Annotated in this window: 23 protein-coding genes and 2 pseudogenes; 11 read left to right on the top strand and 14 right to left on the bottom strand. The window is 61.3% G+C overall.

Annotated elements, in window-relative coordinates; all coding sequences use genetic code 11:
* Positions 1 to 106: 106 nt before the first annotated feature.
* The 4 genes and pseudogenes from H1B27_RS40540 to H1B27_RS36615 form a co-directional block, all read right to left on the bottom strand.
* A pseudogene (locus H1B27_RS40540) lies at positions 107 to 310 on the bottom strand (SOS response-associated peptidase); the annotation flags it as partial.
* A gap of 241 nt (positions 311 to 551) precedes the next feature.
* On the bottom strand, positions 552 to 1580 hold the full coding sequence (locus H1B27_RS36625) for an IS110 family RNA-guided transposase (protein WP_197969389.1): 1029 nt from the start codon (positions 1578 to 1580) through the stop codon (positions 552 to 554).
* Between the two features lie 81 nt (positions 1581 to 1661).
* Positions 1662 to 2111 carry a hypothetical protein gene (locus tag H1B27_RS36620; RefSeq protein ID WP_197969401.1) on the bottom strand — a complete coding sequence of 150 codons (450 nt, stop codon included), beginning with the start codon at positions 2109 to 2111 and terminating at the stop codon, positions 1662 to 1664.
* 44 nt (positions 2112 to 2155) lie between these two features.
* Entirely contained in the window at positions 2156 to 2551 is a 396-nt protein-coding gene (locus H1B27_RS36615; RefSeq protein WP_197969388.1) for a hypothetical protein, read from the bottom strand.
* A gap of 145 nt (positions 2552 to 2696) precedes the next feature.
* On the opposite strand from H1B27_RS36615, the gene ku reads away from it, so the two are divergent.
* The 3 genes from ku (at position 2697) to H1B27_RS36605 (ending at position 4691) form a co-directional block, all read left to right on the top strand.
* The gene (gene ku, locus H1B27_RS36610) at positions 2697 to 3629 is read left to right on the top strand and encodes a non-homologous end joining protein Ku (RefSeq protein WP_197969387.1); all 933 of its coding nucleotides are present in this window, start codon (positions 2697 to 2699) and stop codon (positions 3627 to 3629) included.
* A gap of 431 nt (positions 3630 to 4060) precedes the next feature.
* Positions 4061 to 4261, top strand: coding sequence for a hypothetical protein (locus H1B27_RS40535; protein WP_246515962.1), 201 nt, complete (start codon positions 4061 to 4063; stop codon positions 4259 to 4261).
* A 13-nt stretch (positions 4262 to 4274) separates the two neighbouring features.
* Positions 4275 to 4691 carry a hypothetical protein gene (locus H1B27_RS36605; RefSeq protein ID WP_197969386.1) on the top strand — a complete coding sequence of 139 codons (417 nt, stop codon included), beginning with the start codon at positions 4275 to 4277 and terminating at the stop codon, positions 4689 to 4691.
* A 318-nt stretch (positions 4692 to 5009) separates the two neighbouring features.
* Here the strand turns inward: H1B27_RS36605 and H1B27_RS36600 are convergent, their stop codons facing one another.
* The gene (locus H1B27_RS36600; protein WP_197969385.1) at positions 5010 to 6113 is read right to left on the bottom strand and encodes a DNA topoisomerase IB; all 1104 of its coding nucleotides are present in this window, start codon (positions 6111 to 6113) and stop codon (positions 5010 to 5012) included.
* Positions 6114 to 6354: 241 nt separating this feature from the next.
* Here H1B27_RS36600 and rnhB point away from each other — a divergent pair, with 241 nt between their 5' ends.
* Positions 6355 to 7179 carry a ribonuclease HII gene (gene rnhB / locus H1B27_RS36595; protein ID WP_197969384.1) on the top strand — a complete coding sequence of 275 codons (825 nt, stop codon included), beginning with the start codon at positions 6355 to 6357 and terminating at the stop codon, positions 7177 to 7179.
* A 25-nt stretch (positions 7180 to 7204) separates the two neighbouring features.
* On the opposite strand, the gene ligD (H1B27_RS36590) is transcribed toward rnhB, so the two are convergent.
* Genes ligD (H1B27_RS36590) through H1B27_RS36575 form a run of 4 tightly spaced genes read right to left on the bottom strand, consistent with a single transcriptional unit; the run spans position 7205 to position 10617 of the window.
* Positions 7205 to 8158: a non-homologous end-joining DNA ligase gene (ligD, locus tag H1B27_RS36590; protein ID WP_197969383.1), complete on the bottom strand. Its 954-nt coding sequence runs from the start codon at positions 8156 to 8158 to the stop codon at positions 7205 to 7207.
* A gap of 12 nt (positions 8159 to 8170) precedes the next feature.
* Positions 8171 to 8734 (bottom strand): MOSC domain-containing protein, encoded by a 564-nt coding sequence (locus H1B27_RS36585; protein ID WP_197969382.1) that lies wholly within the window; start codon positions 8732 to 8734, stop codon positions 8171 to 8173.
* Entirely contained in the window at positions 8734 to 10416 is a 1683-nt protein-coding gene (locus H1B27_RS36580) for a DNA polymerase/3'-5' exonuclease PolX (protein WP_197969381.1), read from the bottom strand. The genes H1B27_RS36585 and H1B27_RS36580 overlap by 1 nt, the downstream gene beginning before the upstream one ends.
* Positions 10417 to 10617, bottom strand: coding sequence for a hypothetical protein (locus H1B27_RS36575; RefSeq protein ID WP_246515960.1), 201 nt, complete (start codon positions 10615 to 10617; stop codon positions 10417 to 10419).
* 348 nt (positions 10618 to 10965) lie between these two features.
* On the opposite strand from H1B27_RS36575, the gene ligD (H1B27_RS36570) reads away from it, so the two are divergent.
* From ligD (H1B27_RS36570) to H1B27_RS36560, 3 genes are all read left to right on the top strand, one after another.
* Positions 10966 to 11856, top strand: a complete 891-nt coding sequence (gene ligD, locus H1B27_RS36570) for a non-homologous end-joining DNA ligase (protein WP_197969379.1) — start codon at positions 10966 to 10968, stop codon at positions 11854 to 11856.
* Positions 11857 to 11905: 49 nt separating this feature from the next.
* On the top strand, positions 11906 to 12196 hold the full coding sequence (locus H1B27_RS36565) for a hypothetical protein (RefSeq protein WP_197969378.1): 291 nt from the start codon (positions 11906 to 11908) through the stop codon (positions 12194 to 12196).
* Positions 12197 to 12635: 439 nt separating this feature from the next.
* Complete coding sequence (locus H1B27_RS36560; protein ID WP_197969377.1) at positions 12636 to 12821, top strand: DUF3606 domain-containing protein; 186 nt, start codon at positions 12636 to 12638, stop codon at positions 12819 to 12821.
* 23 nt (positions 12822 to 12844) lie between these two features.
* Here H1B27_RS36560 and H1B27_RS36555 read toward each other — a convergent pair whose 3' ends face one another.
* Positions 12845 to 13123, bottom strand: coding sequence for a hypothetical protein (locus H1B27_RS36555; RefSeq protein ID WP_197969376.1), 279 nt, complete (start codon positions 13121 to 13123; stop codon positions 12845 to 12847).
* 352 nt (positions 13124 to 13475) lie between these two features.
* Positions 13476 to 13712, bottom strand: a complete 237-nt coding sequence (locus tag H1B27_RS36550) for a hypothetical protein (RefSeq protein ID WP_197969375.1) — start codon at positions 13710 to 13712, stop codon at positions 13476 to 13478.
* 771 nt (positions 13713 to 14483) lie between these two features.
* On the opposite strand from H1B27_RS36550, the pseudogene H1B27_RS36545 reads away from it, so the two are divergent.
* A pseudogene (locus H1B27_RS36545) lies at positions 14484 to 15221 on the top strand (ArdC family protein); the annotation flags it as partial.
* Between the two features lie 270 nt (positions 15222 to 15491).
* Positions 15492 to 16805 (top strand): tyrosine-type recombinase/integrase, encoded by a 1314-nt coding sequence (locus tag H1B27_RS36540; protein ID WP_197969400.1) that lies wholly within the window; start codon positions 15492 to 15494, stop codon positions 16803 to 16805.
* On the opposite strand, the gene H1B27_RS40530 is transcribed toward H1B27_RS36540, so the two are convergent.
* Complete coding sequence (locus H1B27_RS40530) at positions 16800 to 17183, bottom strand: hypothetical protein (RefSeq protein ID WP_246515958.1); 384 nt, start codon at positions 17181 to 17183, stop codon at positions 16800 to 16802. The two genes, H1B27_RS36540 and H1B27_RS40530, sit on opposite strands and share 6 nt — an antisense overlap.
* On the opposite strand from H1B27_RS40530, the gene H1B27_RS40525 reads away from it, so the two are divergent.
* A complete protein-coding gene (locus tag H1B27_RS40525; RefSeq protein ID WP_246515956.1) occupies positions 17169 to 18701 on the top strand; it encodes a hypothetical protein in 1533 nt (510 codons plus the stop codon). The two genes, H1B27_RS40530 and H1B27_RS40525, sit on opposite strands and share 15 nt — an antisense overlap.
* Before the next feature lie 59 nt (positions 18702 to 18760).
* On the opposite strand, the gene H1B27_RS36525 is transcribed toward H1B27_RS40525, so the two are convergent.
* Both H1B27_RS36525 and H1B27_RS36520 read right to left on the bottom strand, forming a co-directional pair.
* Entirely contained in the window at positions 18761 to 19501 is a 741-nt protein-coding gene (locus H1B27_RS36525; protein ID WP_197969373.1) for a DUF6065 family protein, read from the bottom strand.
* Positions 19502 to 19505: 4 nt separating this feature from the next.
* Positions 19506 to 20588 (bottom strand): autotransporter outer membrane beta-barrel domain-containing protein, encoded by a 1083-nt coding sequence (locus tag H1B27_RS36520; protein ID WP_197969372.1) that lies wholly within the window; start codon positions 20586 to 20588, stop codon positions 19506 to 19508.
* Between H1B27_RS36520 and H1B27_RS40520 the strand changes: the two genes are divergently transcribed.
* The coding region (locus tag H1B27_RS40520) for a hypothetical protein (protein WP_246515966.1) at positions 20498 to 20704 on the top strand (207 nt) is incomplete at its 3' end. The genes H1B27_RS36520 and H1B27_RS40520 overlap by 91 nt on opposite strands.

Here is a 20704-nt window from a genome sequence, read left to right as displayed (position 1 = left end):
GCGAGATCCAGTCAGCTATTGAAGCGATCATGTCGCGGCAATCGGGTGGCAAGTCGTATGATGCCAGTCTCGCGGTGCGCTGGCGGTCAGAATCTCGCTATTCGCATCGTTGCCGATCAGGATTTCCCCATCGCGCCGTAGCGAGCTCGCGGCCCTCGGCTCCGTTCCGCACGATCGGTGCCTGGTAGTCCGGAAAAACTCCCGGCATCGGCGCCAGATTGCCGACGTATCGGTTTACGATGCGGAACAGCGCGCTGATCGCGGCTTGGTTGGTCGTGATCGAAGATGTGGACGGCCCCCCGCTTGTCAGGATTATAGCAGACTTCTGGCCAGATCGCTTGCTATCAGATGTCCGGCCTGTTTGCGCGGACAAAGCCCGCTGGCCAAGATGGTGTTCGCTACGCACGCTCCAAGCACATAGGCGACATTCGTGATGCCAGTGTAATCTACGGAAGCTCGCGCGTATCGACCGATCGGTCCTTCCATCTACTGCGTCCTGCAAGTTCGTGGGTTATCCGGCGAGCAATCTCGACCGGTACACCGAGTTCAGATCAGATGGGCATGGTGGCTACCGGCCGGTTGTACACGCCACCCGATATCATCAAGCGCCAGGCGATACGGGCGAACTTGTTGGCTAAGGCCACCGCGACTAACTTCGGCGGCTTTCGCTCCAGCAGTGAAGTGAGCCAGGGTGTCGGCTTATGACGGCCCTTTCGAATGTGCCTCAGCAGCGCGGTCGCGCCGACAATCAACGTCGATCGGAGCATTGAATCTCCGGCCTTTGTGATACCCCCATATCGTTGCCGGCCGCCAGTTGAGTGATCCTTGGGTGTCAGTCCGAGCCAAGCCGCGAAGTCGCGGCCTGATCTGAACGTCTCCGGCGGGGGCGCCTTCATGCTTAGCATGGACGACCCAATCGGACCGACGCCGGGAATCGTCGCGATCCGCCTGCTGACATCATCCTCACGATGCCACTTCATCAGCTTGGCTTCGATCTTTGCCAGGCGGGCTTCGACCGCGGCATACTCCTCCGCCTGAAGGCGGAAGAGATCCCGCGCCATTTCCGGTAAGTTGTCATCCTCGAGCACCCGCTTGATAAGTGCCGTGACGTTCTGCCGACCGGCGGGGCCAACGATGCCAAACTCAGCCGCATAACTCCTGAAGGCATTAGAAAGCTGCGACTTCACGCTGACCAGGCGTTCCCGCACGGTCATCAACATGCAGGCCGCTTGCCGTTCTTTTGACTTCACCGGTACAAACCGCATACTCGGCCGGGTGACCGCCTCGCACAGCGCCTCGGCATCGGCCGCGTCGTTCTTGCCGCGCTTTACGTAAGCCTTCACATATTGGGGCGGGATCAGCTTCACTTCATGACCAAACGACTGCAGCAGGCGCGCCCAGTGATGCGAACTGCCGCAGGACTCGATGGCGACGAGGACCGGCGGAAGGCGCTCGAAGTAGCGGATCATCTCGGCTCGCCGAAACTGCCGCCGGACAACTACCGCCTCGTTCTCGTCAACACCGTGAAGCTGGAAGACCGACTTGGAAGTATCCATACCGATACGAATGGGAAGATTCATCAGACTTTCCTCTCATCTAGCTATGACGCCGGAGCGCCATAGAACCGTGGGGATGAGAGGCCGTCCACACCAGCACATCGGTCAAGATTCGTTTCGAGGATGGCGCGGTTGCCACGTCAACTGTAGCAGAGTCGCGGATGGTCGCCGGCCCGCCTTGGCGCATTTGCGGCAGCGCAGCCGGCCGGCGAGATCGTGTACGAAGGTCGTCGGAGGGTGCTTCATCGCCGCGAGGTCCACGTCGCTCGGCGTCTTGCAGCGCGCGCACCTGATCTCCAGCCAGGGGAAGCCTCCGTTCACGGCCTGGTCGATGGTCGGCGACGGATCGATCGGTTCGCCGTCACTCCACATCCGCTCGTTCCAGCTTTCGCAAAGCAGCCTATCGGCTTGCTGGATCATCGCCTCGCCTTTGGCCCGCATCTCCGCCGACTGGGTAGCTAGGATGTTAGCCATCGCGCGCGCCTTGCTGAGCTCTTTTGCCAGAGCCTTGCGATCGCCGCCCGACAGGGGCGTAGGGTGATACTTCGGAGCCATCCGGGCATCCAGGCAACGAGATCGGAACGGCAAATCCAGAGCGACTACGGCGTCTCGAACGCTGGCCAGCACCCATCTTCTTCATGCCTGCCGGTCCGCTGCTGGCAGGTGTTGTCGAGCAGCCGCTGCGCGACGTCCTTCCAGAGCGCGTTAGCGCCATAGAATCGGACAGCATCGGCGGTCTGGATTTCCACGGTCCGCTCGCAGCGGCGGCAGGAGACGCGCAGCGCGTGACGCTGAACTTCGGAGAGACGCCGCTGCCGCATTTGGGCCTCGGTCGTGCCAGCGCGAGGGTCTTTGAGGACCGATTCCCAGTATTCGGCTGAAAGCTGCGCCTCTGGAGCCGCAGTGGAAGCGCTCGGCCTACGGGCGGCTTCGGCGGCCAGCTTTTCCATCTGCTTCGGGGTCGGCATGCGCCAGCTCGCGGGTCGGTCGGTCATGCCCGAATTAGAACATAACAAGAACAAATGTCGAGTCCGACTAGGGCAGCTGCTGAGAAAAATCCTCCTATGGAACGGGCCGCGATGTCGGAACCAAGCCAGTTGGCTCGTCTTAAATCCGGCATCAGTAATGGAGTTCCTCACGATGGCCCCCCGCGCCAACTGGAAAGGCTTCCTGCGTCTTTCCCTCGTTACCTGTCCGGTTGCGCTCTATCCGGCCACGTCGGACTCCGAAAAGGTCTCGTTCAACCAGCTGAATCGAAAGACTGGGCATCGGATCAAGTACGCGAAGGTCGACGCCGACACCGGCGAGGAGGTCGACAACGAGGACATCGTCAAGGGCTACAAGGTCGATACCGATACCTTCATCGAGGTGACCAAGGAGGAGCTTGAGAACGTCGCGCTGGAATCGACGCGAACCATCGAAATCGACGAGTTCGTCGACCGCAACGAGATCGATCCGCGATATCTCATTCGGCCCTACTACCTGCGTCCGGACGGTAAAGTCGGGCACGATGCCTTCGCCGTCATTCGGGAAACCATCCGCGAGATGAACAAGGTCGCAATCGGCCGCGTGGTGTTGACCAATCGCGAACATATCATCGCGCTGGAGCCTCTCGATAAGGGATTAATGGGCACGCTGCTGCGATACCCCTACGAGGTGCGTTCAGCGGATGAATATTTTGAGGACATCCAGGATGTCAAAGTTACCAAGGACATGCTTGATCTCGCCAAGCACATTGTCAATCAGAAGTCGGGCCATTTCGAACCAGACAAGTTCGAAGACCAGTACGAAACCGCCCTGATCGATCTCATCAATCAGAAGCGCGCTGGCAAACCGATCACGTCGAAAGCACGTCCTCGAGGTGAGAACGTCGTGGACCTGATGGATGCGCTGCGCAAGAGCATCGGAAGAGAGGAAGCGGCCGCAACAGAAATGCCCAGGAAGGCGGGGAAACAGCCACGCAAGGCGGCGGCCGGGCAAAAGGAAATGCTGATGCCGATCGCAGGCAAGAAGCCGGCGAAGGAGACCGCGGCGAAGAAGCCGGCGGCAAAGCCGCAGCGAAAGTCGGCTTAGGCGTTCCGGGGACGGAGGGCACGACTTCGTCATCCGTGGCAGGCCTGGCAGAAGGCACCCCCCCCCCTCTCGACGAGCTCACGCGGAGGTCATTTCGTTATCCGGTCATAGCGGCCTTTACGCGACGCCGGAAAGGCGCCGACCACGAGACTGAATCAAGGTCGCATGCCCGGCAGACTGAGACAGCCTCGCACATGAGCCACTGGCTTCGCTCGTGCGAGCTTAAAGCACCAACTGAATAGGTCGGCTTCTAGGGAGAGCCTCCGGACGGCATAGCCTTCGGCCTGACCAATCTCTTTGGGGCTTCGGCTTGGAGAAGATTGGGCGGAGCGAGGCTGGGTGCAATGCACCATTCCCAAAAGATTAACATGTCTGAATCCCCAAGCCGGCGAAACCGCGCTACGATTGGATTTTCCCTTTGGGGGCAGCTTATGTTTGACACGGCAACCACCGCGCTTTTGCGCGCGGTTCTCGATGAAGTTTGCGAGAGTGTCTCGCGCAGCGAGACCGGAGCACGTGCGCATGTCGCCTCGAAGATCCTCGAGGCAGCCACAAGAGGCGAGATTTCTCCCGAAGGCCTTAGGCAGGTTGGCCGTGACGCTCTGGCGCGCGCGCCCACAATGTGGCGCTGATCGCGAGGCCGGCATGAACTTCCAGGTCACAGTCCTGAAGATCCTGGTGGCGTACCCCGATGGCTTTGCCGTGATGGAGGACCTGAAGAGGGATATGGCCATACTAGCGACGAGTGGCCGTGACTGGGCGGACCGGACGAAGCGACTGGCGGCCAAGGTGCCCGGCCTCGACATTTTTTCACAGGGATTGGTCGAACGCATCAGCGGAGGATGGAAGATCACGTCGAAAGGGCGGGAAGTGCTCGAACTGATGGAAGCGCAGCCGACGGCCTTGGAAACGCCCCAGGCGCCTCCAACTGAGGACACGAGCGCGACCTCGCCGGCGCCTATTCCTCCGCTGCGGCAGCCCGCAGATCGCGCCAAGCGGCGGCGCGAACGCCGCGAGCGTCGCCGCGAGGCGCGTGAACGGGCGAGAGCCAACGCCTCCTGAACTAAGAACGAGATCACAGAGACCCTTTCAGCTTGGCACGCCGGCTTCATTAGTCTCGCCTGTCACGACCGCACCAGCCCCATGCGTTCCGCCGTTACCTCGTTCGGCTAGGTAAATCCGACTTAAGAGCGTGCTCTGCGTCCGCTATTGGACGGCGCTTGTGCACGGGCCTTCTACGGTGTTGGCAGCACGAAAGGGAGGTCGCAAGCAGAAGACGCGCGACGAAGCGCCCGTTTCCACCGACGAGAGCACCGATTGTTTGAGCGCGTGCCCGGACGCCTCGATGAGGACGAGGTTTCAGGAAACTGGCACTCGGGTCTAGGCGGAGACCTTCAGAGCATCGAGACGCTTGCGGAGAAATGCCAGCACCATGATCTCGTCGGAACTGAGGTTGGCATACTGGCGCTTGAACTTCTGCGCGATCTTGGCTTCGATCATCTTCACGAGGTCACCGGACATGTAGGCGTTCAGAACCTCCGGGTGCACGTAGCACTTGCGGCAGATCGCTGGCGTGTTGCCGAGTTGCCTCGAGACGCTCTCGATTGCGGCGACGACGTTGCGCTTCGCCTCGGCCTGGCTGTCATACTTCTTGAATTCCGCCAGCGCCAACGCCGCCAGAACCGTGCCCGCCCAAGTCCGAAAATCCTTGGCGCTGAAGTCTTCCCCCGTGATGTCCTTGATGTACGCGTTGACGTCGCCGGAATCCACCGTGCGGGGCTCCCCGTCGTCGTCAAGGTACTTGAAGAGCTCGTGTCCTGGGATCTCAGCGCAGCGCTTCACGATCGCAGTTATCCGCTTGTCCTCGACGCGAAGCTTCCACTGCTTGCCCGACTTGCCCGTGAAGTCGAACCGAAGGACGCCGCGGCCGACAGCGACGTGCTTGCGGCGCATGGTGGTGAGCCCATAGGATTTGTTTTTCTCGGCATACTCGGCGTTGCCGACCCTGATCAATGTCTTCTCCAGAAGACTGACGATCGTGGCCAGCACCTTCTCGCGGGGCAGTCCGTCCCGCTTCATGTCGGCGGCGACCCGCTCGCGAAGTGTGGGCAGCGCGGCCGCGAACTGGATGATATGCTCATACTTGTTCTGGTCGCGCAGCTCGCGCCATTTCGGGTGGTAGCGGTACTGCTTGCGGCCGCGCGCATCGAGCCCGGTCGCCTGGATATGGCCATTGTGCGAGGGGCAGATCCACACAGATTCGTGGGCCGGCGGGATGCCGATGGACTTGATTCGCCGGATGAGGGCTGCGTCGGTGATGCGCTTTCCGTCTTTGTCGTAATAGCTGAAGGTGGTTCCGGTCCGCTTGCGCGTGTAGCCGGGAGCGGAGTCGCTGACGTACCGAAGCCCTTCCTCCGCGATGGTGGCCGCCACCTCGGCGGTGCGGTCCAGAACCTGTTCTTCGTCGCTGGTCTGTCGGAGCATGGGCCTGTCCCTCGGAAGCACCGCTGGGATCGAAGCTCCGCTAGTTGTAAAGGGATGAAGACACCAGTTGGTTCCGTTCTGAGGCTCGATTGGCGGCGGCCGTCAGAATCGGGACTTCCGAGAGCCGGCCCTGGTTCCTTCGTCAGCTGCGTCGTCGGTGAGGGCGGCATGGCGTAACTTCAGACAATCGCCACAAAGTTCACCGAGACGCTTCCCGCAATCAGTCTTAACGAAGGCCGCTATGTCTCAATATTCACTCGATGTATTGCGTCAGCGCTACGTCATCGAGAAAAGACCGCTCGAGGCCAGCGTGGAGCAGATCTTGCGGGCCGACGCCCGCGCGGGAGTCCGTGCCATCCTGGCCTCGATCGATAAACGGCGCTTCGAAAACAGGTCCGAAGGGCAGCGCCTCCGCAAGATGCTCCGGTTCGAGACTTCTCTCTGGGATAGCGGCCATCATGCCGTGGCAGGCGTGGACGAGGCCGGAATGAGCCCACTCGCCGGGCCGGTCTCCGCTGGCGCCGTGATCCTGAAGCCCGGCACGCGGATCATCGGAATTGACGACTCCAAGAAAGTCGACGCCGCAGCCCGCGAAGAGCTCGCGAAAGAGGTCAAGGAAAAGGCAGAGAGTTGGTGCGTGGCGTTCGTTGACGTCGAGGAGATCGACGCGATCAACATTTATTGGGCAGGCATCCAGGCTATGCAGCGTGCCGTCCGGGGGCTGGGCTTGACGCCGCAGCACTTGCTGATCGATGCGAAGCGGTTGAAGGAAATCGACATCCCTCAGCAGGCCATCATTAAGGGCGACGCCAAGTCCGCCAGCATCGCAGCCGCCTCCATCCTCGCGAAAGTGGAGCGCGACACTGTCATGCGAGCGCTCGACGCGCGTCACCCCGGCTACGGATTTGCGGATCACAAGGGTTACCCTGTGCCGGCTCATTACGATGCGCTTGCTCGGCTTGGCGCATGCGCAGCCCACCGGAAGTCGTTTGGACCTGTACGCAAGGCTCTCGGGTTAGCGCCGCTGCCGCCATGGCCCTCTGCATCCGAGCGCGAAGCAGTTTGATCCACATCAGGTCGTACGCTGCGTCTCAGCGTTGTTTCCGGGACCAACTCTTTTCGCGAACGACATCCATGGCCTTCTTGTCGGACCGCAGGCCGAGATAGACCGGCTGGCGCAGCTCGCCCTTAGCGGTCCACTCCGCGAATTTCACCTCGGCGACCAGCGAAGGGCGCACCCAGGTCGTGACTCCCTCATCCTTTACCTTCGCAGGGAAGGGTGACTTGTCCGTCTTGAGCCTCATGAGCTTGCCGTGAAGCTCTTCGAGAACCTGATGGCTGAAGCCGGTGCCGACGTGTCCGATGTACCGCCATGCATTGTCTTCGCGCACCGCCAGCACGAGCGCGCCGAAGAAGGGACGGGTTCGCCTCGGCGCCGTGAAGCCGGCGATCACCACCTCCTGGCGCTGCGCGGTCTTCACCTTCAGCCAGTCGGCGGTCCGGCAACCGGACGCGTATGGGCTGTCGGCACGCTTGGCCATGATGCCTTCGAGATGTCTGCGCTCGGCTTCTGCGAAGAACTTCGTTCCCTTAGCCTTACGATGGTTGCTGAACGCGATCAGCTTGTGGCGCGGCAAGATAGCATTGAGCCGCTTCTTGCGTTCAAGGAGCGGTAACGCGCGCAGGTCCTCGCCGTCCGCGAACATGAGGTCGAACGCACAGTACAAAAGCTTGGCCTCGTGGCGGAGCGCGTTTTGAAGCAACTGGAAATGGGATACCCCGTCCTTCCCGATCGCGACGAGCTCGCCATCGATCACGGCGTCGCCCTTCACCTCCTCAAGGGCTTTCGCAACCTCGATGTAAGAGTTGCTGATGATTTTCCCGTTGCGGCTGTAGAGCGCGACCCGACCACTGCGGATTTCGGCGACCATGCGGAAACCATCGAACTTGTCCTCAAAGACCCAATTGGGATCGTCGAATGGGACATCCGTCAGCGTGGCCAGCATGGGCTGCAGGCGACGAGGCAAGGTCGATTTTCGGGCCATGGCCGGGTCTTTCTACAGAGGTGGCAAGGCCCGAACAGGGGAGGGCGGAAGGCGAGCCCGGGCGGCATCACCCGCCGCAACTGGTCCGCCAGCCCGAACCACGCCGAGCACCCCTGATTCGAATGGAGGGCCGGTTTCCGCCGACGAGAGCACCTGCCGTTTCAGGCCGGCCTGGAAGCGGTCGATGAGGACACAGGGCGTCCGGAGACCGGTCAGCTCGACGATGGCCGTGGGCCCCAGTTCGATGAGGGTGCCGAGGGGCATCCGCTCCAAATCCAGGCCGGCGGTGGTGATGTTCTCACCGAGGTCTCCCGCTGCGATTGAGAAGCCAGCTTTGCCGAGGTTCACGAACAGCTCGGACGGGATCAGGTGGACCTGCCGGAGATTGGGCAGGCAGCGTCTGCGGCGGGCCAGATAGCGATGCCGGACGAAAGGGCCGGCGTGCGCGTCGCCCTCGACGCCCCGGCCTGCCACCAAGACTATTCGCTCCTGGACCCGTTTGCTGAAGTGGTGCCCGCGATCGGCCGCGACCGCCACCACCTTTCCATCGAGCAAGAGATGGTGCGCCTGCGGCATCAGGCTGCCCGGGCGAGCGAGCGCCGCTTCTGGCGCAGGTAGCGCGTGATCTCCGGCAGCGTCATCGCGTTGAGCACCCGGTCCGCCGGCACGCCGCCCTTGCGCGCCATCTCGACACCCCAGTGCATGTGGTCGAGTTCCGGAATCGAGTGCGCGTCCGGATTGATGCTCATCATGCAGCCGGACTCCAGCGCCGCCTGGTGCCAGCGCCAATCCAGGTCGAGCCGCCATGGGTGTGCGTTGATCTCGACGACGACGTCATGCTTGGCGCAGGCCAGAAGCACCTTCTCGATGTCGATTTCGTAACCCGGCCGGCGCTGGAGCTGCCGCCCGGTCATGTGGCCGATGATGGTGGTGTGAGGATTGGCGATGGCGCGGAGCAGGCGCTGCGTCTGCGCCTTGCGATCCAGTTTGAATCGGCCGTGGATGCTGGCGACCACGAAGTCGAAGCGCTCAAGCACGTCATCCGGATAGTCCAATGAACCGTCGGCCAGGATGTCCGATTCGATGCCTTTAAGGATCCGGAAATCCTTGCCAAAGCGCTTGTTCAAGCGATCGGCTTCCCGGTGCTGCTCGGTGATCTCCTCGACCGACAGTCCGCCGGCGTAGTGGGCGGACTTGGAATGGTCGGCCACGCCGAAATATTCGAAGCCGCGCTGACGCGTGGCCTTGGCCATAGTCTCCAGGGCTTCGGTCCCATCCGAGGCGTCGGTGTGGCAGTGTAGGATTCCACGAAGGTCCTGATCGGTGACGAGCTTCGGCAGCTTGCCCTTCAGGGCAAGCTCGATCTCGCCGAGCCCCTCCCGAAGCTCCGGCTCGATGAACGGCAGCCCAAGAGCGCGGTAGATGTCGGTCTCTTCGCCGGCGATACGGCTGCGCCCCTTGTGCAAGCCGTCCGCCTCCAAACGAAATCCTCTCTCCGCGGCCAGCGCCTGAAGTTGCTCGATGTGGCCGGCTGAGCCGGTGGCGAAGAGAAGCGCGGCGCCGAAGTGTTTGCGATCGGAGATGCGGACTTGTAATCCATCGGCCGCCGGCGCCTTCGAGGTCTTCGCCGGCTTTGGTGCTTCCGCAACGATCGCGAGATCTCCGACGAGCTCGCAGCCTCGGCGAAAGTCGCCGGCGATTGTCACGCGCTTGAGCTCGGGGCGGGATTTGCGGATGGAGTCCTTGGCGTGCGCGAGCAGCGCGGCGGCGCGATGTAGGTGAAGGCGGCTTTCTCCGCTCTTCGCGATCGCCAGGTTCTGCAGGATCTTGGTCTGCAGCGCGGCGCCGAGTCCTTTCGCCTTCTTGATGCGGTCTTCCATGGCGGCCGCCTCTAGTTCGCCAAGGGAGGCGATGCCCAGATCTTTGTAGAGCCGCACCACTTTCTCTGGACGAAGGCCCGGCACAGCGAGCATCTCGAGCACCCCGGCGGGAATCTCCTTCCGCAGCTTTTCGAGGCTCGGATGGGTGCCTGTCTTATGAAGCTTGGTGATGATGTCGGCGATCGCGTTGCCCACGCCGGGGATCTCCGTGAGCCGATCTTCGTCGATCAAGACGTGGAGCGGAATTGCGAGGGCGGCGAGACTGTCGGCGGCGCGAGAATACGCCTTGGCGCGGTACGGATTGCCTCCGCGCAACGCGGTTCGCTGCGCGTATTCCCGCAGGAGACCTGCCACGCCGCCAGCCTCGAGCGAAGGCATTCAGCGAGCCTCCCGCTCTACGCTTTGCGACGGCGCCGCAGCAAGGCGACCGCTCGGCCTGTCACTTGGCCGCGCATCGAGAGAGCTCTCGAGCTTCTGAGCTGCGCGGAAGTCCTCGAGATGCTGGATATTGTGGCCGTAGGCAGCCTCTTTCTTGAGTAGATTGTAGATCCGACCCGCCACCAGTTGCAGATGCTTCATCCTGCCCCGTGGCATCGATCTCGCCTTGCAAAGAGCTCGGACAGCGTAGGCTCGGAAATAGTCGAAAGCATCTGACATGATGTCAGTAAACGCCGGCCATCGCCAAGGGTTCGATGAGCTCTGTAGATGACCGGAGTGCCCCTCGAGCCAATCGCGGCCTGGCGCAACTCGAGGACTGAGAAGCAGGGCGGTTGGACTCCTTGCCGCCTTCGAAGTTGCGAGACTCGTTGATTAAGGTAGGTAGACTGCCCGCCGCCGGCCCCAACCCGACGGCGGTTTTTTTGTGAGTTGCGTAGCGTGGCAAAGCGTAAAAAGGCTTCCCCTCGGCCCGACGAGGCAGAAGCTCAGATGCCGGTGTTCATCGGGCCCCAGTTGGCGACCCTGAAGATGAAGGCACCTTCGGGATCCCGATGGATTCACGAGGTCAAATACGACGGCTACCGCATTCAACTCCGGATCGACGGTGACGATCGCCGCGCTTACACCCGCAACGGCTACAACTGGATCAGCAGGTTCTCAAGGATTGCCGCCGCTTTCGACATCGAAGGTCAGGCCATTGTGGACGGGGAAGTCGTCGTCATCCATGAGGGTCGCACCAATTTTTCCGAGCTGCAGGCGGACCTCGGCAGAGGCGACCAGGACCGCCTGATTTACTTCGCGTTCGACCTGCTGTGGCTCGACGGCAAGGATCTGCGCAAGGAGCCGCAGATCGAACGGAAGAAGCTGCTCAAGAAGCTGATCGAAGATCACAAGATCGAGGATCCCATCTTCTTCAGCGAGCACCACGAAGGCGACGGGCAAGCCCTCTTCGTCGCGGCCGGCAAGCTGAACTATGAAGGCATCGTCTCCAAGCGCGTGGATGCGCCATATCGCTCGGATCGCGTCGAAGCCTGGCAGAAGATCAAGGTCGTTCAGAAGGGCACATTTCCCGTGGTCGGCTTCATCAAGGATCCTTCCGGCGTCGCCGCGCTGTATCTGGGCAGGAGGGAAGGCAAGGATCTCATCTACATGGGCAAGGTCGGTACCGGGTGGGATCGAACCACCTCGGCGCAGATCCGCAAGGCGCTCGATACCGTGGTGAGCCCGAAGCAGAAGCTGACCAGGGCCATCAGGAAGCCGAAGGCCACCTGGGTCGAACCCAAGTTCTATGCGGACATCGAGTACCGCGACATCACCTCCGAAGGTCTTCTGCGGGCCAGTTCGTTCAAGGGCCTGAGCAAAGGAACGCGCCGCTCATAGGGGCGTTTTCCGGGAGTATGTGGAGTACCGGTCATGGATCCGGAAAATCGTGTTACGAAAGCCGTCCGCAGAGGCGCAGGGCATTCTGGCCCGGTATGTTGAGCCCGGTCCCAGGGATTGCGAGCAGACCATAAACCAGCTGCTGGCCGTGCTCGATGACGAGGCCATCGTGCAGGCGGTCGAGGAATTGAAAATGGAAAAGCCCACAAAGGAACAACTCGCCGAGCTCAAGAGGCTCAGCGCGATCGCACGGGTGCCTGACGAATCCGAGATCGTCACCTCGAAGGAGGAAGCCGAAACCAGGATCCGCGACCTGAAAGACAAGGCGCGGATGGAATGAAGCAGGAGAAGCTGATTAATGGCGTGGAGCCCGAACGCTCCGAGGATGACATCCAGCGCGAAGAGCTCGCTCCTTGCGGGTCCCCGGAAAGGAAAGCCCTGCGAAGATGAGGCCGCAGCGGGAGAAGAAGACGCCGAAGGACGTCGATCCCGGACATTCGGCATGAACTCGATGGACACATTCGATCCGGATTCGCCGTGTCACGTTCACGATGGCCTCAATGACCAGATCATCGAATGGAGCCCTCGGTGGGCTTCGTTGTACCGCAAGCACGCGTCCAAATGGGACGAGGGCGTCATAGCCTGGGATGGCTTGCTGCTCGACGGGTGGGCGCCCATCATTCATCCACGGCACTGAAACGTCGGGCAGGGCCAGGGCGCGGAACCCGCGAATCCTTGCGGCGTTGCATCCTCATCAGCATTCCCCAGAGGAGGAGCAGATGGCCGCAGCGAAGAAGAAGACCGCGCGAGGACGCAAGCAGGATCGTGGCCGGGTGGCCAAGGGACAGGACTACGAAGTCAGGTATGAAGCGAAGAAGACCGGTCGCTCGGCATCGGCCGTGAAGAAGGCCGTCAAGAAGGTCGGCAACAGCCGCAAGCGGGTCGAGAAGCGGCTGGGCCGCTGAGGAGACACGGGTTGGCGTCTTGCCTAGCGCCGACCATCCTCGCTAGCGGGGCATTCTGGGCAAGTATCACCGATCGAGTCCAGCACGTCGCGAACCGCGGCCTCCGCTGCCTCACGGGATACGCCTTCCGGCAGATCTCGATGGGCGATATCGAAGGCCCGCTCTCGGGCATGCGGATCGGCGCGGTCCTGCATCCAACCGTGCTCCTCGCACTCGCGGATGGCGCCGGCTTCGTTCAGCACGTTGATCGCCCAACCGCGCAGGGTGCGGATCGCCGGCCGTCTCTGCTTGGTCATCAGCATTGAAAGGTTCTCCCACGCTGAGACGAATCGTTTAGTCTCGCAGACGTTCCCCATCCCTAACACACGACTGGGATTCCGGATCGTTGGATCACGTGGTCCTTCAAAGGCCGATCTTTCCAGCCGGCCAGGTGGTCGGGTAGGCGAGAACGAGCTGAAGAAACCGTTTTCCAATATTTCAGACGTTTTATCCGTTTCGCGCGTGCGGCTGTCGCCCACCGCGCTCTCGTAAACCGGGCCCCGGAGCGTCTTGGCCCTGCGGATTCGCGTACGGGCAGGTCCCGCCCTCGCGGGGGCAGAAATGAAAAACCGGACCTTTATGCAGCAGCCACCTGCACAAAGGTCCGGCCTTATCTTAGCGTGCCGCGATACCGAACGGCTGCAAAGGACGCTTCATATCCTTTGGAAGGTCTCGCTTTTCATCCGGTTGCGACCCGGAGGCGGCAATATCAGTAGCCGATACGACTACTTCTTTTTCTTTGAAGTCTTCTTTGCCACCTTCTTGGTAGCTGCCTTCGTGGTCTTCTTTGCCTTCTTCGCTTTCTTGGCCATGTCGTCCTCTGTAAGAATTGGTTCTCAGTGAATTGCCCACGCCGTGCATCGACATGCGCACGAGTGAGACCGTATCACAAAAGCAAAATTGATACCAAGGAGACGTGAATCCGCATTGAGTCGCTTGCCGGAGGCACTCGCCCTCGGGCCCGCCGTCATTGCATGCCGGCGTCGCTATCACTGCCCTTCGGGTCGGGTGCCTTTTTAACCGGTCTCGCGACTGCACTCGGTCCCGGGTCCCGCCGCTGCGCGTCTATGCTGACTCTCCTGCGGTGCCTCTTTCGCGGCGTCGCGCGAGTGGTCTTCGCTTTCGCTCCGCCCACAGGCCTCTCTTCCATAATCGTGAGACGCCTGTGAAAATGCCGGGCGGTTCTCGTATCATTGCCTGTATCACGTTCGCTTAGGCTTTGCGCGTGCGGCCAGAGCCGCACCGGGCTCTCGTGAACCGAGCCGCGCAGCGTCTCGGCCTTGCGGCTTCGATCCCTCGCGCTAGAGCTTTGGTGCTCCTCGCCGGGGGCACTCGGGAAAGGGGCTCGCCTGCGGCGATCGCTATCACTGCCCCGTTCCCGGGTGCCGCTATTGAACCGGTCTCGTCGCTGCACTCGGACCCGCGTGCCCCTTCGGGTCGCTATGCTCACGCTCTCCGGGTGCCATTTTCCGTTGAGGCGATGCGCCGTTGGCGCACGCCTGATCGGGCCTGCGGCCCTCAGGCATATTGCGAAGGGGCTGAGAGTAAGAGTGCAGGCTGGTTTTTCCGTGACGGGTTACAAGCTGCGAGAGAGGCTCGCGGTGCCCGTCGCGGAGACCCGCGATGTCAAACCCTAACGCTTGCGCGCGCGCCGGCAAGGACCGGGCGAACATCTGTACCGAAATCACCGATAAGATCATTGCAGAACTGGAGGCCGGCCGTATCCCTTGGGTGCAGCCATGGGGAACGGCGGCGATCAAGGCACCCCTCGCCATGCCGCGCAATGCTTCGACGCTGCGCGGTTATTCGGGAATTAACGTGCTGATTTTGTGGAGTGCCGTTATTGAGTGCGGCTTTTCCAGCCAGAGTTGGCTGACCTTTCGTCAGGCGCTCGGGCTCGGCGGCCATGTCAGGAAGGGGGAGCGAGGTACGACCGTTGTCTACGCGGATCGCTTCATTCCCCAGCACGAGCGTCGACGTACCGCAGAGACCGGGGAGGAGCCGGGCACGATCCCGTTTCTCAAGCGCTTTACCGTTTTCAACATAGATCAGTGTGACGGCTTGCCCGAGGACGTCGCTGGCTCGGTCGTCCCGCCGCCACCGGATCAGATCGAACCGCAAGCGGAATCGCTGATCGCCGCAACCGGCGCCGACTTCCGCATTGGCGGGGCGCGCGCCTACTACAGTACGGCCGGCGATTTTGTGCAGGTCCCGCCCCCAGCGGCGTATTTCGAGCCGATCAACTGGCATCGGACCGCGTTCCACGAATTGTCGCATTGGAGTGGAGCTGTTTCCCGGCTTGCTCGTGATCTTTCGGGGTCGTTCGGCTCCAAATCTTACGCGCGCGAGGAGCTGGTCGCGTTATCTTGACAGTCTGCACCGACTCTCATTGTCTTGTTAGCGTCGATGCAACACGACTGACGGAGGCGTTATCCAGGCCGGCCGCAGCGCTCCCACATAGCTGGCGGAGGCCGGCCTGGATAGCGCCGGGCAAGTTGAACTCTTTCGTTGACGCTGGCTCCGGATGGGGTCCGGGGGAAGGTTGAACAACTTGTGGACAATGTAGCGCCGGTTTCGAACATCACCATTCAAGAGCGCCGATCGGCTGACGGCCTTGATGCACACGTCCCCATGATCCTGCGGGACGGAGCGCTCTACGATCCTGATCTGGATCGTTTCTTCCGCGACCTTCCCCTCAATGGCATTCGCTCACGGCACTCCCTTCGTGCGTATGGCTATGACGTCCTGGTCTGGGTCCGCTTTCTTTCGGAAGCCTGCGGCAAGTCCGTATGGCAAGGTGATCGTCGCGACGTCCTTGCCTATCATCGCGTTCGTCGCCGGACAGAGGGAGGCCAGCGTATCTCCGCGGCGTCCTGGAATCGGGCGGTTGCCTGTCTCGATCGCCTCTATCGCTGGGGTGTTCACGAAGGCTTGCTCCCTGAAGCACCGTTCACGCATCGCTCTGTTTGGAGGCGAGGACACGGCTGCCAGCGTGCGCAGATTACAGCCCGCAATGACGCCTATGAGCCGGCTGCACGTCGAGCGGATGTCAGCTTTGTCACGCTCGATGACTACCGGGTATTTCGGGACGTCGGCCTCAGAGGGCTTATGCCTGATGGTGGAGCGAGACCCGAAGCCCGTGATCGCAACGGCATTCGCAATGCGTTGTTTTCCGACCTCGTTGTGACGACAGGCCTTCGGCTGGAAGAAGCCTCTTTTCTGTTTGCATCCGACCTCGCTGCCGTCGATCGGCGGACGGCTCGGCAGGTATGGCTCGATCTGCCGGACGCCCTGACCAAGGGTGATCGTGGTCGCCAGATTCTTCTTTCCGGTCGACTGCTTGAACAAGCGCGGGCCTACATCGCGGTTGAACGGGCTCACGCCGTCACTAAGTTCCGACAACGCTCCGGCTGGCGCTCGTACGAACGCCCGATCTTCGTTCACAGGGAGCGGTCAGCTTCCCGGTTGCGACTGCTTGACGGGAGCGATGTCGTTCTTGATCTGCTGAGCCCCGAAGAGCGCAACAGGATCATCGTCTGCGAGGACGACGGCGCACCGAGCGAGCCCGCCGTGCTGTGGCTCACGGAAGTCGGATTGCCGGTTCAACCGAACTCCTGGGAGGTGATCTTCGCTCGGGCATCCGAGCGGGGCAGGTCTCTCGGCTTTTCCGTCAACATCACGCCGCACCAGCTCCGCCATACCTTTGCCGTGCATATGCTCGCGATGCTGATCCAGCAGCGGATTCGAGATGCAGCGTTGCCCGCTCCGATCGAAGGATATCGGCAGATCCTCGGCGATCCACTCCAGCAAGTGCAACGACTGCTTGGCCACGCCAGCCTTGCAACGACCTACATCTATCTCGATCACATCGCTTCGCGCGCCGATACCGTTGACGCCGCCGTCGAGGAGTTACTGGCGCTGCTTCCCTCGGAGCACTCGTTATGAGAGGCCGGCCGCGGAAGGGAACTTCAGTTCGTTTTGCGCCCGCAGATGGTTGGTGTTGTTCCAGCTCATGCCGGTGATCAGGTGCTCGGACTGCGCTTCAACATTGAGGTGCGTTATGGCGGGATCGTCGAGGTCGATCTCACCAACCTGCGCCCGCGAGCACTCGCGATAGCCTTTGCCGGCGCTGTTCGCCGACAGGCTGAACTCGGCGGGGCGTTGGGAGCGCGCTGCACCATCAAGCAGCACATTGCGGCATATCATAAGTTTTTCGCATACCTGAGAGCCCATTCTCATGCCACGAAGCCGGCTGATCTTCGCGCGCAGGATATTGACGGATTCGAAGCCTCCCTTGAGGCCGGCGGCATGACGCCGATCCATCGGCATACGGTCCTTGCGAAGGCGGTCCTTGCGCTACGCTCGATCGATATAGATCAACCCGATCTTCTCGATGAGAGGCTTCGCCACCGCCTCAGCTACACGAGCGCACAGTCCGCTGGGCGATCGCGGCCCCGCGACGCATATAGTCCGTTCGTCGCTCGGCAGCTACGTGACGCGGCTCGGGCCGATATCCGCAAAATATTCAGGCGCATCGGCCGTTCGCTCGACGAAGCCGGCGATTCCAATCTCCGTCGTGCGGTCGCCGATACTGAAGCCAGGATTGCCGCAGAAGGCAAGATCGATCACTCGGACATCGCCTTCAAACGCCTGTACTTCATGCGCCTGCGACGTGGCCTGCCAGTTTCCAGCTTTTCCGAGGACGTCCATAACCGCCATCATTTGCTCGCATCCGATCTGCCGCCATTGCTGACGTTCCTGTCATTGGAGACAGGGCTCGAGATCGAATGCTGCAAGACGCTGACCATCGACTGTTTACAGAACCCCGGACCCGGCACGATCGAGATCAGCTACATAAAGCGTCGCGCGCGTGGCGCCGAGCAGAAGCGCCTGCGCGTTCGTGATGGCGGCCTCGGCACGCCTGGCGGATTGATCCGCAAGCTGATCGAGGTGACCGGCTTCACCAGGCGCTTTCTTCCGGTCGAGTCTTTCCAGGCCGCATCGGCCCGCGGCCTCACGACACTCTGGCCGGTCCTGGCCGCTAAATCCGTGTGCAAGGATCACCTCTCTGCCGAGATCGTACGCCAGCTCAATCTTTATCGCGATCACCTCAATGAACTGTTCGGCACGATCAACGAGCCGGTTATTCCCAACAGTTCCGAAGGCAAGCCTTGGCGCATCACAACACGGCAATTTCGCCGAACGATTGCATGGCATATCGCCAACCGTCCCTTCGGTACGATCGCCGGCATGATCCAGTATAAGCATGCCTCCGTCGCGGCTTTCGAGGGCTATGCCGGCTCCAGCAAGTCCGGCTTCCGCGCCGAGGTCGAGAACCAGCGTGCTCTTGGGCAACTCGATGACCTGCTGGTTTACTTCGATGAGCGGGAAATTGGTTCGACGCTTTCCGGACCAGCGGCACCACGCATATCGAAGGCGCTTGATGCTGCTACGGCAGAACTCAGTCCACTCCCGGTCATGATTGCAGATCGCGCGCGGCTTCGCACGATGCTCGCCAGTCTTGCGCGCACATTGCACGTCGGCGTGCTCGCCGATTGCTTCTTTGATCCCGGGACCGCCCTATGCCTGAAGCAGGCAGCCAACGCGGTCAACGGCAAGACGCCGTTGACCATGCTTTGCCAACCGACACGATGTCCAAACGCCTGCATCACCGCCAGACACCGGTCAGCATGGGCACATTCCGCAGACGAGGCGAGAGCCGTCCTCAAAGAGAAGCGGTTGTCCTCGCTACAGCGCTCCGCTCTGCAACACGATCTCGCGCGCATCGAGGCTGTCCTCGATGATATTGATCGCGACACTGACGTACCGCGCAAAGGCTGATCATCCTCCGCTGTCGCTCCCGCTCGGCGAATGCATGGGCGCTCCTTTTCGATTTTTGTTTACGGCTCGGTTTTGAATTGCCGTAATCGCAATCGACTTCGGTGCCCTTCGGGCGCGGACTGTCCCGACGGCGAAACGCCGCGGAAATATGATTTTTGCCACTGATCCTGAGTAGCTTTGGAATCTGGCACGTTAAGGTCCGCATTGAACGAACTGCGGCTTGCGGACCAAAGGCGGTGCTCGCGCTCAAGCTCAGGGTGCTCGGAAAGCTTGCGAACCGCAGGTGAAAGATCTTCAAGCTGCCCGCGCCGTACCGGAAACAGATGACAGATCGGTTCGCCGACTTCGAACCGAACCTCGTGATGCGGACGCGTGAACAGCCAGTTCATCGTGAAGGTGTAAGGTGACCAATCGGTTTCAATGATTCCCGTGAGAGCTGCGATGCCATCTTTGGGGCGATTGACCGGCCCAGTCAGATAAAGATCGACACCTGAGTCCGTTTGAAACAGGCAGGGCACATGAATTGTCAGCACGCCCTCGCCGAAATGGCTGATCGCCTGTACAGGAGGATACGGGGCAGTCGCCTTGATCGTGATTGCATCCTTGCTTTGGCGACCGTCCCAGCTTGCCGTAAAGCCTGCGGTACACAGGATTTCCCAGCCGTGGGTATTGGCGATGGCAAGCGGTAAACAGCGATATGCGAAGCGGCGATTGCTGCTGTCCATCCACCGCCGCTCGGCCGGGGCTGGCCTGATCTGAACGTCATGCCCATCGATGACGTAGGCGGTCAATTCCTTCATACAGCTACCATTTAAAGCGGAATCCGGCATTGCCGCCGATGCCGCGCCGCATTTCACCGTCCACGTTGGTTGTATATTCGATCGCACCGAATGCGGAGATATTTGAGGTCACTTTCACCGAGGCGCCGCCGCGCACTCCCAGTGAGCTGCCGCCAAGCGACGCGATGACGTTCCTGTCGTTGAATATCACATCTGCCGTGCTCGAAAAATTGTGCCATAAATCGACGCTGACGAAGGTCTGCCAGGGCATGCCGGAGATCACGGTGTTGTTCTCCATTCTCACGCCCAGCCTGCCGGTGACCGCGTTGAAGCTCCCGTAGTCGATCCTCGAGAATTGATCGTTCGTGCTGCCGGGACTGATGCGTTGCGCGATGACCTGCCCCTGCGGTTCGATAGTCCAGCCTTTGGTGATCGCGAGAGGTATTCCCGCTTCAATCGAGGCCGCAAAGGCGCCGCCGTCGATTGCTGCGCCTATTTTCCGATCCGACGAAGCGCCGCCACGAAGCCATGTGTAGTTCGTAACGGCGTCGAGATACCAACCGGCATCGCCGACAAAGGTCCAGTAGCCTCCGATGCCCTCACCCTGAAGCAAAAACTTGCCGTCGCGCACACCGTAAGCTGCCAACGTATTGCCATAGACGGTCCCGCTTCCTTCGGTGTGGGTATAGAAAATGCCAGCACGACTCTGTCCCACGGCGTTGTCGGTGGCGAACAGGTCAAGGCCGGTCTGCAGCCCCCAGATCTGGCCGTCGATCTTGGGGGCAAGCTGATAGCTGAGGCTGGGGATCGACGAATTCCATTGCTGTTCATGGGTCGAACCGAACACGCGCATCCATGCGCCATCGACCTTGCCGGAATTGTTCAGCAGACCCTGATCGCCAAAGCGTTTGTGGAACGTCCCGACTGAGGCAATGCCCATCTGCTGCGCCATTCCGGGCACGAGCATGTAACCTGGAATCTCCGGACGGATGAGCGGTATCGCCGGTGGCGGCGGCGATGGTGGCGGCGGCCCCGGCGGTGGCGGTGGCGGTGGCAGTGGTCCTGGTGGCGGCGGTGGTGGCGGCGGCCCCGATGGTGGCGGCGGCACGTCTATCGGTAACGTTGTTGGTGGGACCGGCGGCGGCGGCGGCGGCGGCGGTGATACTGGCGGTGCCGGCGGTAGGGGCGGCACCGTTATGGGCAGCGTCGACGGCGGCACTGGTG

It is taken from the genome of Bradyrhizobium diversitatis, from assembly GCF_016031635.1.
Classification (GTDB): Bacteria; Pseudomonadota; Alphaproteobacteria; order Rhizobiales; family Xanthobacteraceae; genus Bradyrhizobium; species Bradyrhizobium diversitatis.
This window is presented reverse-complemented; position numbering and strand designations above follow the sequence as displayed.

Excerpts from the sequence above, each read along its gene's own strand:
- H1B27_RS36625 (WP_197969389.1), bottom strand. The coding sequence starts at position 1,580 with ATGAATCTTCCCATTCGTATCGGTATGGATACTTCCAAGTCGGTCTTC.
- H1B27_RS36620 (WP_197969401.1), bottom strand. The coding sequence starts at position 2,111 with ATGGCTCCGAAGTATCACCCTACGCCCCTGTCGGGCGGCGATCGCAAG.
- H1B27_RS36615 (WP_197969388.1), bottom strand. The coding sequence starts at position 2,551 with ATGACCGACCGACCCGCGAGCTGGCGCATGCCGACCCCGAAGCAGATG.
- ku (WP_197969387.1), top strand. The coding sequence starts at position 2,697 with ATGGCCCCCCGCGCCAACTGGAAAGGCTTCCTGCGTCTTTCCCTCGTT.
- H1B27_RS40535 (WP_246515962.1), top strand. The coding sequence starts at position 4,061 with ATGTTTGACACGGCAACCACCGCGCTTTTGCGCGCGGTTCTCGATGAA.
- H1B27_RS36605 (WP_197969386.1), top strand. The coding sequence starts at position 4,275 with ATGAACTTCCAGGTCACAGTCCTGAAGATCCTGGTGGCGTACCCCGAT.
- H1B27_RS36600 (WP_197969385.1), bottom strand. The coding sequence starts at position 6,113 with ATGCTCCGACAGACCAGCGACGAAGAACAGGTTCTGGACCGCACCGCC.
- rnhB (WP_197969384.1), top strand. The coding sequence starts at position 6,355 with ATGTCTCAATATTCACTCGATGTATTGCGTCAGCGCTACGTCATCGAG.
- ligD (WP_197969383.1), bottom strand. The coding sequence starts at position 8,158 with ATGGCCCGAAAATCGACCTTGCCTCGTCGCCTGCAGCCCATGCTGGCC.
- H1B27_RS36585 (WP_197969382.1), bottom strand. The coding sequence starts at position 8,734 with ATGCCGCAGGCGCACCATCTCTTGCTCGATGGAAAGGTGGTGGCGGTC.
- H1B27_RS36580 (WP_197969381.1), bottom strand. The coding sequence starts at position 10,416 with ATGCCTTCGCTCGAGGCTGGCGGCGTGGCAGGTCTCCTGCGGGAATAC.
- H1B27_RS36575 (WP_246515960.1), bottom strand. The coding sequence starts at position 10,617 with ATGAAGCATCTGCAACTGGTGGCGGGTCGGATCTACAATCTACTCAAG.
- ligD (WP_197969379.1), top strand. The coding sequence starts at position 10,966 with ATGCCGGTGTTCATCGGGCCCCAGTTGGCGACCCTGAAGATGAAGGCA.
- H1B27_RS36560 (WP_197969377.1), top strand. The coding sequence starts at position 12,636 with ATGGCCGCAGCGAAGAAGAAGACCGCGCGAGGACGCAAGCAGGATCGT.
- H1B27_RS36555 (WP_197969376.1), bottom strand. The coding sequence starts at position 13,123 with ATGCTGATGACCAAGCAGAGACGGCCGGCGATCCGCACCCTGCGCGGT.
- H1B27_RS36540 (WP_197969400.1), top strand. The coding sequence starts at position 15,492 with ATGATCCTGCGGGACGGAGCGCTCTACGATCCTGATCTGGATCGTTTC.
- H1B27_RS40525 (WP_246515956.1), top strand. The coding sequence starts at position 17,169 with ATGACGCCGATCCATCGGCATACGGTCCTTGCGAAGGCGGTCCTTGCG.
- H1B27_RS40530 (WP_246515958.1), bottom strand. The coding sequence starts at position 17,183 with ATGGATCGGCGTCATGCCGCCGGCCTCAAGGGAGGCTTCGAATCCGTC.
- H1B27_RS36525 (WP_197969373.1), bottom strand. The coding sequence starts at position 19,501 with ATGAAGGAATTGACCGCCTACGTCATCGATGGGCATGACGTTCAGATC.